Annotated in this window: 9 protein-coding genes and 1 pseudogene; 5 read left to right on the top strand and 5 right to left on the bottom strand. The window is 53.0% G+C overall.

The window, feature by feature from the left end; translation table 11 throughout:
• Window positions 1-109: 109 nt before the first annotated feature.
• Window positions 110-1,216: a DUF2786 domain-containing protein gene (locus KW808_RS11075; RefSeq protein WP_003859611.1), complete on the bottom strand. Its 1,107-nt coding sequence runs from the start codon at window positions 1,214-1,216 to the stop codon at window positions 110-112.
• A gap of 196 nt (window positions 1,217-1,412) precedes the next feature.
• On the opposite strand from KW808_RS11075, the gene KW808_RS11070 reads away from it, so the two are divergent.
• The 4 genes from KW808_RS11070 (at window position 1,413) to KW808_RS11055 (ending at window position 7,418) form a co-directional block, all read left to right on the top strand.
• Window positions 1,413-2,753 (top strand): glutamine synthetase family protein, encoded by a 1,341-nt coding sequence (locus KW808_RS11070; RefSeq protein ID WP_003859618.1) that lies wholly within the window; start codon window positions 1,413-1,415, stop codon window positions 2,751-2,753.
• Between the two features lie 66 nt (window positions 2,754-2,819).
• Window positions 2,820-5,957, top strand: coding sequence for a bifunctional [glutamine synthetase] adenylyltransferase/[glutamine synthetase]-adenylyl-L-tyrosine phosphorylase (locus tag KW808_RS11065; RefSeq protein ID WP_003859620.1), 3,138 nt, complete (start codon window positions 2,820-2,822; stop codon window positions 5,955-5,957).
• Between the two features lie 194 nt (window positions 5,958-6,151).
• Window positions 6,152-6,799 carry a biliverdin-producing heme oxygenase gene (locus KW808_RS11060; protein WP_003859622.1) on the top strand — a complete coding sequence of 216 codons (648 nt, stop codon included), beginning with the start codon at window positions 6,152-6,154 and terminating at the stop codon, window positions 6,797-6,799.
• 136 nt (window positions 6,800-6,935) lie between these two features.
• Window positions 6,936-7,418 (top strand): Cgl2226 family protein, encoded by a 483-nt coding sequence (locus KW808_RS11055; protein WP_003859624.1) that lies wholly within the window; start codon window positions 6,936-6,938, stop codon window positions 7,416-7,418.
• 16 nt (window positions 7,419-7,434) lie between these two features.
• Here KW808_RS11055 and KW808_RS11050 read toward each other — a convergent pair.
• The 3 genes and pseudogenes from KW808_RS11050 to KW808_RS11040 all read right to left on the bottom strand — a co-directional run bounded on the left by KW808_RS11050 (window position 7,435) and on the right by KW808_RS11040 (window position 10,386).
• Window positions 7,435-8,705, bottom strand: a pseudogene (locus KW808_RS11050) (MFS transporter).
• Between the two features lie 16 nt (window positions 8,706-8,721).
• Window positions 8,722-10,047 carry an MFS transporter gene (locus tag KW808_RS11045; RefSeq protein WP_040072850.1) on the bottom strand — a complete coding sequence of 442 codons (1,326 nt, stop codon included), beginning with the start codon at window positions 10,045-10,047 and terminating at the stop codon, window positions 8,722-8,724.
• Between the two features lie 120 nt (window positions 10,048-10,167).
• Entirely contained in the window at window positions 10,168-10,386 is a 219-nt protein-coding gene (locus KW808_RS11040) for a hypothetical protein (protein WP_003856951.1), read from the bottom strand.
• Window positions 10,387-10,526: 140 nt separating this feature from the next.
• On the opposite strand from KW808_RS11040, the gene thrC reads away from it, so the two are divergent.
• Window positions 10,527-11,972, top strand: coding sequence for a threonine synthase (gene thrC, locus KW808_RS11035; protein ID WP_003859629.1), 1,446 nt, complete (start codon window positions 10,527-10,529; stop codon window positions 11,970-11,972).
• Window positions 11,973-12,411: 439 nt separating this feature from the next.
• On the opposite strand, the gene KW808_RS11030 is transcribed toward thrC, so the two are convergent.
• The gene (locus tag KW808_RS11030) at window positions 12,412-12,807 is read right to left on the bottom strand and encodes a RidA family protein (RefSeq protein ID WP_003859631.1); all 396 of its coding nucleotides are present in this window, start codon (window positions 12,805-12,807) and stop codon (window positions 12,412-12,414) included.
• Window position 12,808: the final 1 nt, after the last annotated feature.

The raw sequence follows: 12,808 nt of genomic DNA, 5'->3' as shown, positions 1-12,808 counted from the left end.
TTGTGAAGCGTGATTAAAAAGTAGGTGAAACAGGTTCCCCGTTTTCATAGGGAACCTGTGTTGTCTTTGCCCACCTCATGTTACGCGGGAAATGGGGCTTTCACCCGCTCTAGAACATGAATGTTGAGTCTTCCAAGCTGGCAGATTCCCCGCCAAGGTGGGATTCATTGGCAGCATTAAATCCGTCAATAGTGCCTCGTCGGTTGGTCGATTTGAAGGTCATTGTCCGCATATTCGGGAAGGTTTCTTTCAGTGCTTCCTTTGACCTCACACTTCTGTTCTCTAGGACAGGAACGATGGCGCTGTGAGCTAGTGGTGCCTGACCAGCTAGTTCGTTGAATGCATCCTCTTTTGCTGAGATGAGAAGTCTAGAGATTTGGCTGGCGTAGGAGATCATAAAACTACGGCGATATGAGCTTGTTTCGCCATTTAATTGGGCAATTCGGGCACCTGCTGACGTTTTCATGAAGTGGGCACGTTGTCGATTAAGGCTGTTGAACAGATCAATAATGTGGGCTACGTCATCTTGCTCGCCGAAGAGGGTGCAGATGCCAGATTTGGTGATCAGCAGCGCTTCGCTGGAATGCACCCGAGCAATGGCATTGAGCAGTTTGTATTGGTGTCGGATCCATGGAGCTTCCAGATACACCCGAGATGCACGAATCGTAGAAGATCGAGCTTGGACATCTTGGTCATAGGAATTAATCAGCAGTGATTCAATCCGGTACTGCTGTCGAAGTGTCTCTGCTTTAAGGATCAGTGCTTCGGCTTCTTCTTCGAAGTTGGTGGACTCTGCCTTTTTCAAAAGTGCGGTGATACGATGATGCGCTTTGGCCTGTGCCGGGGTCATTGGGCTGGTGTCTTGATTGTCTAAGGCGTGGAGCTCTGCGAGCATTGCCCAGTCAGGCAAGGTACTTAGCTTCGGTAGCTCGGTGAGAATCTTCTCCAGGGTCATCACCGGCAAGTGGTTAGTTTCGGCGGCACGCGTTCCGTTCACCCACAGTGTGTACATCTCATCGGAGCAGGAGTAGGCAATCTCAGGTAGCGCGTGAAACAGGAATGGATCAATATCGGCGGAAAACTCATGGCGGAGATCGGCGGGAGTCCACCCACGAAGGGCACAGAAACCTAGGTGGCTGATGATGCTTTCTTCTAAAAGCTGACGGTAAGAGTCTTGTGCGTCGGTGACGTTGTCGGAGAAGTGGGAGAGAGTCATTGCGGTTTCCTTATTCGTAGGAGTGTTCTAATTTCGGTGCGGTTCTCAGTGAACCACCCAAGCTGGACACCTCCCACCCCCGTGTCATCAAAAAACCGCGACATCCTTGAGTAACTCTGAGAAAAACTACCCCCGATGCGGGTATAAAAGTGGCAAATGCGCAGTCGATGTCCCATCGCTGCGTAGATTAGTTTTCATGAACAGCGAACAGGAATTTGTACTCAGCGCCATTGAAGAACGCGACATTAAGTTTGTGCGTCTATGGTTTACTGACATTCTTGGCCACTTGAAGTCAGTGGTTGTGGCTCCTGCAGAACTAGAGTCTGCGTTGGAAGAAGGCATCGGATTCGATGGCTCAGCCATTGAGGGCTACGCGCGTATCTCGGAAGCGGACACCATTGCCCGCCCAGATCCATCGACATTCCAGGTCCTCCCACTAGAAGCGGGCATCTCAAAACTGCAGGCAGCACGCCTGTTTTGCGATGTCACGATGCCAGACGGACAGCCATCTTTTTCTGACCCGCGCCAAGTGCTGCGCAGGCAGGTCCAACTAGCTGCAGATGAAGGCTTGACCTGCATGATCTCACCAGAGATTGAGTTCTATTTGGTGCAAAGCCTTCGCACCAACGGACTGCCACCTGTGCCCACTGACAACGGCGGATATTTCGACCAAGCCACATTCAATGAGGCGCCGAATTTCCGTCGAAACGCGATGGTAGCGCTGGAGGAACTCGGCATCCCTGTCGAGTTCTCCCACCATGAAACTGCACCTGGCCAGCAAGAAATCGATTTACGCCATGCGGATGCGCTCACCATGGCCGACAACATCATGACCTTCCGCTACATCATGAAACAGGTGGCAAGGGACCAAGGCGTTGGGGCATCATTTATGCCCAAGCCATTCCAAGAACATGCAGGCTCCGCCATGCACACGCACATGTCCTTATTTGAGGGCGATACCAACGCGTTCCACGATCCAGACGATTCTTACATGCTGTCCAAAACCGCAAAACAGTTCATCGCTGGAATCTTGCATCACGCTCCAGAATTCACCGCTGTGACCAACCAGTGGGTCAATTCCTACAAACGCATCGTGTACGGAAACGAAGCTCCAACTGCGGCAACCTGGGGTGTATCTAATCGTTCTGCGCTGGTTCGTGTTCCTACCTACCGTTTGAATAAGGAGGAGTCGCGCCGGGTGGAGGTGCGTCTTCCTGATACCGCTTGTAACCCATATTTGGCGTTTTCAGTGATGCTCGGCGCTGGTTTGAAAGGTATTAAAGAAGGTTATGAGCTCGACGAGCCAGCTGAGGACGATATCTCCAACTTGAGCTTCCGGGAACGTCGCGCCATGGGCTACAACGATCTGCCAAACAGCCTTGATCAGGCACTGCGCCAAATGGAAAAGTCAGAGCTTGTTGCTGACATCCTCGGTGAGCACGTTTTTGAGTTTTTCTTGCGCAATAAGTGGCGTGAATGGCGTGACTACCAAGAGCAGATCACTCCGTGGGAGCTCCGAAACAATCTTGATTACTAGACTTTTGCACTCCAATGGAAACCCTACGGCGACCCAATTGCGACCCAATAAAGGAGGGGAGAAGCTATGTCAGGACCGTTAAGAAGTGAACGTAAAGTCGTTGGCTTTGTCAGAGACCCACTGCCAAAAGTTGGTTCTTTATCGCTGAAATCTGAGCATGCCCAAGCAGATCTAGAGCATTTGGGTTGGCGCAATGTTGAGTCTTTGGATTTGTTGTGGGGCTTGTCAGGTGCAGGCGATCCCGATGTCGCGCTGAACCTTCTTATTCGGCTGTATCAGGCACTTGAAGCAATCGGCGAGGATGCTCGAAACGAGCTTGATCAAGAGATTCGCCAGGATGAAGAACTACGAGTCCGCCTTTTTGCATTGTTGGGTGGTTCCTCGGCTGTCGGTGATCACTTGGTCGCCAATCCTTTGCAGTGGAAACTCTTAAAACTTGATGCGCCATCGAGGGAAGAGATGTTTCAGGCGCTGCTGGAATCTGTGAAAGCTCAGCCTGCTGTGCTTGAGGTTGAGGATTTCAGCGATGCACACAACATTGCCCGAGACGATTTGAGCACGCCTGGTTTTTACACGGCTAGTGTTACCGGGCCTGAAGTAGAGCGAGTCTTGAAATGGACTTATCGCACGTTGCTGACCCGGATTGCTGCGCATGATTTAGCGGGTACCTATCCCACCGACATGCGGAGAAAAGGTGGCGATCCTGTTCCGTTTAGCACAGTGACCATGCAGCTCAGCGACCTAGCTGATGCTGCTTTGACTGCTGCTTTAGCTGTGGCAATTGCCAATGTTTATGGTGAAAAGCCGGTTGATTCAGCTTTATCTGTCATCGCGATGGGCAAATGTGGCGCGCAGGAATTGAACTACATTTCAGATGTGGACGTGGTGTTTGTTGCAGAGCCGGCAAACTCTAAATCAACACGCACCGCAGCAGAGCTCATTCGCATCGGTAGCAACTCGTTCTTTGAGGTGGATGCAGCACTTCGCCCAGAAGGTAAAAGTGGCGCTCTTGTGCGCTCTTTGGATTCCCATATGGCGTATTACAAGCGCTGGGCGGAAACCTGGGAGTTTCAGGCACTGCTGAAAGCTCGTCCCATGACGGGTGATATTGACCTTGGGCAGTCCTATGTGGATGCTCTTTCACCGTTGATTTGGACGGCTAGCCAGCGGGAATCATTTGTCACAGATGTCCAAGCTATGCGCCGTCGAGTGTTGGACAATGTTCCGGAAGACTTGCGTGATCGTGAGCTGAAGCTTGGTCGCGGTGGTTTGAGGGATGTGGAGTTTGCTGTCCAGCTCCTTCAGATGGTGCATGGTCGCATTGATGAGACGTTGCGGGTTCGGTCAACGGTAAATGCTTTGCATGTGTTGGTTGATCAGGGATATGTGGGTCGTGAAGACGGGCATAATCTCATTGAGTCGTATGAGTTTTTGCGTCTGTTGGAGCATCGCCTTCAATTGGAGCGGATCAAGCGCACTCACTTGTTACCGAAACCTGATGACCGAATGAATATGCGCTGGTTGGCGCGCGCTTCTGGGTTTACTGGTTCGATGGAGCAAAGTTCGGCCAAAGCTATGGAACGGCATTTGCGTAAGGTTCGTTTGCAGATTCAGTCGTTGCATAGTCAGCTGTTTTATCGGCCACTGCTGAACTCTGTGGTCAACTTGAGCGCGGATGCCATCAGGTTGTCTCCGGATGCTGCAAAGCTACAATTGGGGGCATTGGGATACCTGCATCCATCACGTGCTTATGAACACCTGACTGCTCTTGCATCAGGAGCTAGCCGTAAAGCCAAGATTCAGGCGATGTTGCTGCCCACGTTGATGGAGTGGCTGTCTCAAACAGCTGAACCAGATGCGGGATTGCTGAATTACCGCAAGCTTTCTGATGCTTCCTATGATCGCAGCTGGTTTTTGCGCATGCTGCGTGATGAGGGCGTAGTGGGGCAGCGGTTGATGCGTATTTTGGGAAATTCTCCCTATATTTCTGAACTGATTATCTCCACTCCGGACTTTGTGAAACAGCTGGGTGATGCGGCGTCTGGTCCTAAATTGCTTGCTACTGCACCGACTCAGGTTGTGAAAGCAATCAAGGCGACGGTGTCGCGTCATGAGTCACCTGATCGGGCGATCCAGGCTGCACGATCGCTGAGGAGGCAGGAGCTGGCACGCATTGCCTCTGCTGATTTGCTCAACATGCTCACTGTTCAGGAAGTATGCCAAAGCTTGTCACTAGTCTGGGATGCGGTGTTGGATGCTGCCTTGGATGCGGAAATCCGTGCTGCACTTAACGATCCACAGAAACCAGATCAGCCTCTGGCCAATATTTCTGTGATCGGCATGGGCCGTTTGGGTGGAGCGGAACTTGGATACGGTTCTGATGCCGATGTGATGTTTGTATGCGAGCCGGTGGCCGGTGTGGAAGAGCATGAGGCTGTCACATGGTCTATTGCTATCTGTGATTCCATGCGGTCGAGGCTTGCGCAGCCTTCCGGTGATCCACCTTTGGAGGTGGATCTGGGGCTGCGTCCTGAAGGGAGATCTGGTGCGATTGTGCGCACCGTTGATTCCTATGTGAAGTACTACGAAAAGTGGGGTGAAACTTGGGAGATTCAGGCGCTGCTGAGGGCTGCGTGGGTTGCTGGTGATCGTGAGCTGGGCATTAAGTTCTTGGAGTCGATTGATCGTTTCCGCTACCCAGTTGACGGGGCAACGCAGGCGCAGCTTCGTGAAGTTCGTCGAATTAAGGCGAGGGTGGATAATGAGAGGCTTCCGCGCGGGGCTGATCGAAATACCCATACCAAGCTGGGTCGGGGAGCGTTAACTGACATCGAGTGGACTGTGCAGTTGTTGACCATGATGCATGCTCATGAGATTCCGGAGCTGCACAATACGTCGACGTTGGAAGTTCTTGAAGTGCTGGAAAAGCATCAGATTATTAACCCTGTGCAGGTGCAGACGCTTCGGGAAGCGTGGCTGACGGCAACGGCTGCTAGGAATGCGCTTGTGCTGGTCAGGGGTAAGAGATTAGATCAGTTACCTACTCCTGGTCCGCACCTTGCGCAGGTGGCTGGTGCGTCTGGTTGGGATCCAAATGAGTACCAGGAGTATTTGGAAAACTATCTGAAAGTGACCAGGAAGAGTCGTCAGGTTGTTGATGAAGTCTTCTGGGGTGTGGACTCTATGGAGCAACGTGAGTTTTAAGTAGGTGGTGGGAGCCCCAAAGTTGCGGAAAATTGTTCCAACTAAGGGACTATATGTAGGTGTGGATAACCTAAGTTAATCTTTTGTGAGCGTGAGGATTTCTCTGAGGAATCTAGACGCAGATTAACTTCCGCTTGGCAGCGACCGGGATAACACCGCGGTTGCGGCCACGCAGGCTCACAAAGGACACCACTATGACAAGCATTATTGCAAGCAACAGCGACCTATCGGAGGAGCTGCGCACCCACACTGCGCGGGCCCATGAAGAGGCCGAGCACTCAACGTTTATGAATGATCTGCTCACCGGGAAGCTCGATGCGCAGGCATTTATCAAGTTGCAGGAGCAATCATGGTTGTTCTACACCGCTTTGGAAGCTGCAGCTCGCGCATGTGCAGAAGATTCCCGTGCGGCTGGTCTGCTGGACCCACGCCTCGAGCGCAAGGAAACGTTGGAAGCTGATCTGGATAAGCTGCACGAAAACACCACCTGGCGTGACAACGTCACGGCCACTGCAGCGACAGCGTCTTATGTGGAACGTCTTGAAAGCATCGAAGCGGCCAAGGATTTCCCTCGTTTGGTTGCTCATCACTATGTCCGCTACCTGGGTGATTTGTCCGGTGGGCAGGTTATTGCACGTCTGGTGAACAGGGAATATGGAGTTTCGGAAGAGGCGTTGAGCTTCTACCGCTTTGAAGATCTTGGCAAGCTCAAGCCGTACAAGGATAATTACCGTGCAGAGCTTGATGCTTTGGAATTAACAGCAGAGGAGCGTGCTGCGTTGCTGGATGAAGCATCTGATGCGTTCAGGTTTAATCAGCAAGTTTTTCAGGCTCTTGCTTAACCGAAGGTGAAGTCTTGGCGAAGAGTCGGGGAGTTCCCTGATCTTTGCCCCTAAGTGGTTTACGGGCTGGAAAATGGTACGTAGTCTCGGGTGTAAAGCACACTTCGGTACTCGACAGGAAGTTAGGAATTCCACCATGGCAATCAAGCTGTCTATTGACCTATCAGATGCAACATTCGCAGAACTTTCGGCAGTCATCGGTTACGCACATCAGTTGGGTGTTGATGCGGATGAGAAGCTCACCTTTGAAGGTACAGTCCTTAACATTGAATTCGACGGCGACCTTCAGTTTGATGATGTTTTTGATGCCTTTGATGAGGCGGAAATTGAGCTCGACAACCCTCGCGAAGACGGCCCCATCTACGCAGATGATCTGATCGATGAGGATGAGGACTACCGCGCACAGACCAAGAGCCAGATCAACGACGAGGTTATCAACGAGATCCGCGATGGTATTTCAAGCTTCGTTGATGGCATCGTAAATGGCCTTGGCCAGGGTCGCCGCGGTGGACGTTACGGTGATTTCGGTGGGCCACGCGGCCCTCGCGGTCCACGCAATGACGGTCCATTCGGCCCATTTGGACCATTCGGTCCGGGATACCGCGGTCCGCGTTTCTAGCGGTTACGGTCGGGTTTTAGCGTCGAAAAGCAATATTTTTTCGACGCTGCAGCAGGAAGCAGACTGCAAGCCCGATCATGCCTGCCAGCCACACCGCGCCCAGACCAAGCCACGCCACCTGGAAATTCGACCAGGTGTAGGCGTGGCCGTCGGCGTTCCAGTCGAGTAAAAATCCGATGATTTGTGTGGCCAGCATCGCGCAAATGTAGGCGCCCATGTTGGCCATGCCGGTGCCGGCGACCATGACGCGGCGGTCGAGTTTTTCGCGGATCGTATTGAAACCGAAGTTCGCCACGGGGGAGCTAAAGGAAATCGCGAACATGATGGCGCTGACAAAAACCAGCGGATTGGACAGGCGATCAGCGAATAAAAAGAGCACGATCCACAACGCCGCCTGAATCATCGGCGTGACAAACCCAATCATCCCGCGCCTGGCCCCTAGCCGCGACGACACGATGCCGGAAAGCGGACCGGTGATCACGGTTGCGACGGCGAAAATCGTTAGAACCGTGCCCACTTCGCCGCTGCTTATGCCCAGCCCCAGCGTCAGCGTCGGCGTGCCCCACAGCAGCAAAAATACCATCACAGGTCCCATGCTCACCCAGTGATTAAACACGCCCTGCCAGCAATAAAGACTGGTCAGCACGGATTTAAGCCTAAAAGCGATGCTTATCGACGCCTCCCCACGCCTCACAGGCTCACTGCTTGCAGGGGCGTCGCGCACCAAGATGGCCGCCGCGATCGCCACGATGATGCCTACCGCGCCAAGGGATGCGAAAGGAATTGTCCACCCTAAGGTGTTGAGCATGTGCAAAAACGGCACCGCGGAGAAAAACTGCCCCACAAAGCCAAAAGCGCCCGTGAGCTGCTGCAACACAGGAGTATATGACATCGGGAACTAGTTGGGCAACAGTCGCATCACGGACAAAAATGCAGAAGAATCGCCAACACCGATGAGCACTCGGGCAAAAATGGCGATCATATAAGAATCAGTGAAACCCAAAATGAGCTGGCCAGCTGCCAAAATTAAAGCGCCAGCCAGCAAGAGTTTCCGGGCGTCGAACCTGTCCACCAGCATGCCTATGGGAATCTGCGCGAGAGCAAGACTCCAACCTGAACAGAAGTGAACACGGCCAACCGGGAGGCGTCGATATCAAAGCGATCAATCGCATGCACTCCGGCGACACCAAATGATGTTCGACCAGCAATGGCCACGATGTACACGCACATTGCCGTCAACCAGACAACTAGTGCCTTGGCAGAGAGCTTGACCTTTTCAACGCCCACAGGTTTTACCCGATCTTTAAATGTCCTTGGTAGACCTAATCTGGGCGAGTAATCTGCGGCCCGGTCCACCCTTGAGTCGGGCTGCAACAAATCCCGTGACTCCGACGGCCCATGTGACAAGAATCGCAAGGAAACCAAAACGGAAGTCCACCCAAGTATAGGTACTACCATGCGCGCTGTGATCAAGAAGGAACCCCATAACCTGCGCTGCAACCATCGATGACAAGAATCCACCCATGTTTGCCAGTCCCGTGCCCGCAGCCAAAATCTTGCGATCTAGGCGCTCACGAATGGTGTCAAAGCCATAACCAGAAGCCGCAGTAGTCAGACCCATGACGATGTTGACCAAGATGATAGCCATCAATCCACGAGGTGCATCGGAGGCCAAGAACACCAGCCATACTGCGGACTGAACAAACGACAGCGCAATGGCGACCACGTCACGGCGATACCCAAGGCGTGCGGAAATTATTCCGATGATTGGCGCCGATACCACCATGCACAGCGTGTTGATGCTCAACACCAAACCAGCCGTCGTTGCAGACAGTCCCATGCCCAAAGTCATCAGCGGGACGCCCCACATCATGGAGAACACGGTCTGCCACACCATCAATACGTAGTGAATGAAGAAACCCTGCCACGTAATCGGATTGCGGACAATCAACTTCAAACTCGCGCGCAGGCTTGGTTTATCTGCGTCCTGAGCTGATTCGACAGGTTTTGGCTGAGGATCTGGAGTATCCCGAACGGCCACCAGCGCTGCGATCGCAATGAGTGCCACCACGGAACCAAGGCTGACAAACGCCACAGTCCAACCCTGCGCACCCAACAACGCCATGAAAGGCACCGCAGAAAAGAACTGGCCCAACTGGCCAAGGCAGGTAGTTAACTGCGTGAAAATAGGGGTGTGCTTCAGTGGGAACCAAAACGGCAGGATGCGCATAACCGAAAGGAAGATCGATGCATCGCCGGCGCCGATAAACACGCGGGCAATAATCGCGATGGAATAGCTATCCGTAAAGCCCAAAATGAGCTGGCCGATACCCATCACCAAAGCACCAATGGCAAGGAGCTTCCGAGGACCAAACTTATCGATCAAAATGCCCATCGGAATCTGAGCAAACGCGTACACACCAACCTGAACAGAAGTGAATACTGCAATGCGTGTGGCGTCTACCTGAAAACGATCAATGGCCTCCACTCCAGCCACACCAAAGCTGGTGCGGCTGGTAATGGCTGCCATATACACAAGACAGGCTGCTGCCCAAACTATGAGGGCGCGGGTAGTTACTTTCTCTCTGGGATGCGGTCTTGGCGAAGGCCGTTGATCATTGTTCTTCACAGAGGATCAGGGTAGCCCTCTTACAGGAAAATATGGGAACTTTGATTCCCAATCCATGACCAAGTGTGATCATTTAGATAATTGTTCGATCGACCGAATGAAATCACCCGTTATGGAGACCTACTGGAATTGAGCCCAGAAACCGTCGATGTGTGCCTCAACGTAGGGGTAAAGCCACGGCCCGAGCAGCACCAGCCCGACCGCGAGCACCGAACAACCAATGAGAACATACAGGTTCCACTTGGACACCGGCGCTGGATTAAGGATTTCAACTGCGGTGAGATTCTTCTTGTTGTTGTCCTCGAGATTCGAGAAGCTGGGGTAATCGGGAGCTGTCATCTTTAAAGCACATCCTAAAACCGACAATTGAAAGTGATCAGCAACACTTTAGGGTATCGCGTGGGCGAAGTCACCTTTTTCAACATATTTGAGACGGTGTGGGGGAGTATTGTGTCACCCCTTGGGATAGGGTTATATCCGTGGACTACATTTCGACGCGTGATGCCAGCCGTACCCCTGCCCGCTTCAGTGATATTTTGCTGGGCGGTCTAGCACCAGACGGCGGCCTATACCTGCCTGCAACCTACCCTCAACTAGATGATGCCCAGCTGAGTAAATGGCGTGAGGTATTAGCCAACGAAGGATACGCAGCTTTGGCTGCTGAAGTTATCTCCCTGTTTGTTGATGACATCCCAGTAGAAGACATCAAGGCGATCACCGCACGCGCCTACACCTACCCGAAGTTCAACAGCGAAGACATCGTTCCTGTCACCGAACTCGAGGACAACATTTACCTAGGCCACCTTTCCGAAGGCCCAACCGCTGCATTCAAAGACATGGCCATGCAGCTGCTCGGCGAACTTTTCGAATACGAGCTTCGCCGCCGCAACGAAACCATCAACATCCTGGGCGCTACCTCTGGCGATACCGGCTCCTCTGCGGAATACGCCATGCGCGGCCGCGAGGGAATCCGCGTATTCATGCTGACCCCAGCTGGCCGCATGACCCCATTCCAGCAAGCACAGATGTTTGGCCTTGACGATCCAAACATCTTCAACATCGCCCTCGACGGCGTTTTCGACGATTGCCAAGACGTAGTCAAGGCTGTCTCCGCCGACGCGGAATTCAAAAAAGACAACCGCATCGGTGCCGTGAACTCCATCAACTGGGCACGCCTTATGGCACAGGTTGTGTACTACGTTTCCTCATGGATCCGCACCACAACCAGCAATGACCAAAAGGTCAGCTTCTCCGTACCAACCGGCAACTTCGGTGACATTTGCGCAGGCCACATCGCCCGCCAAATGGGACTTCCCATCGATCGCCTCATCGTGGCCACCAACGAAAACGATGTGCTCGACGAGTTCTTCCGTACCGGCGACTACCGAGTCCGCAGCTCCGCAGACACCCACGAGACCTCCTCACCTTCGATGGATATCTCCCGCGCCTCCAACTTCGAGCGTTTCATCTTCGACCTGCTCGGCCGCGACGCCACCCGCGTCAACGATCTATTTGGTACCCAGGTTCGCCAAGGCGGATTCTCACTGGCTGATGACGCCAACTTTGAAAAGGCTGCAGCAGAATACGGTTTCGCCTCCGGACGATCCACCCACGCTGACCGTGTGGCAACCATCGCTGACGTGCATTCCCGCCTCGACGTACTAATCGATCCCCACACCGCCGACGGCGTTCACGTCGCACGCCAGTGGAGGGACGAGGTCAACACCCCAATTATCGTCTTAGAAACTGCACTCCCAGTGAAATTTGCCGACACCATCGTCGAAGCAATTGGTGAAGCACCTCAAACTCCAGAGCGTTTCGCCGCGATCATGGATGCTCCATTCAAGGTTTCCGACCTACCAAACGACACCGATGCAGTTAAGCAGTACATCGTCGATGCGATTGCAAACACTTTCGTGAAGTAACTTGCTTTACGCCAAGGCCTGATTCCTCTCTTTATGGGATGGAACCAGGCCTTTCGCATTGAGTGGCGTTTTAAGGCCTCCAATTCTTAGAACGGGTGTTTGCATGGAGGGGTCACAGTCAAGCCGTTAGAAGCGATTCTGGGAGGGCAAGTTTTTCGGAGTTGGAGGTCGAATTTCCGCTGAACTGATGGGAACCAGACAGGCGTGACAAGATTGGCTAAAAACCTGAAGTTTTGGCACGTGTGTCCGGTTTATCGAGGGGTAAACCGGACAGGCGTGACAAAATCTAACAACATCTCAGATTTTTGTCACGCCGGTCTGGTTTCCCTCTTGTCGGTGCGAGCGAGTCCCTTGAACGACACGGATCGCGCCAAATGGAAGTGTCTGCGACCCCTGAGCATAAGAATCGTGGGCCCGAGTTGTGCGAAAAATGCTCTGGTTAGTCCTCGATCATCGCAATCGCATCAATTTCCACAGTTGCACCATAAGGAAGCGATGATGCACCCACGAAAGAGCGTGCCGGGCGGCCTTCGAGGAAATGCTCTCGGAATTGCTCGTTGCATTCTTCGCGCAGGCTGATGTCGGTGACAAAGTAAGTGAGTTTCACAACGTCTTTGAGTTCACCACCAGCGGTGGCGAGGCGTTCACGCATGCGTTCAAGTGCTGCATCAACTGCTTCTTTACGACCGACGACTGGTTGGTAGTCCTTGTCTACTGAAAGAGCGCCGGAGACGAAGATGAAATTTCCGACGCGTTTTGCGGGGGAGTATGGGTGATCATTCGACATGTGGCCAACCATAGCTGTTTCCCCGAAGGGAAGCGCCGGAACAGGCATT

Origin of the sequence: [Brevibacterium] flavum, assembly GCF_019317305.1 — a bacterium.
GTDB lineage: Bacteria > Actinomycetota > Actinomycetes > Mycobacteriales > Mycobacteriaceae > Corynebacterium > Corynebacterium glutamicum.
Note: the sequence above shows the minus strand (reverse complement) of the source record. Positions and strands in the feature narration are given on the sequence as shown.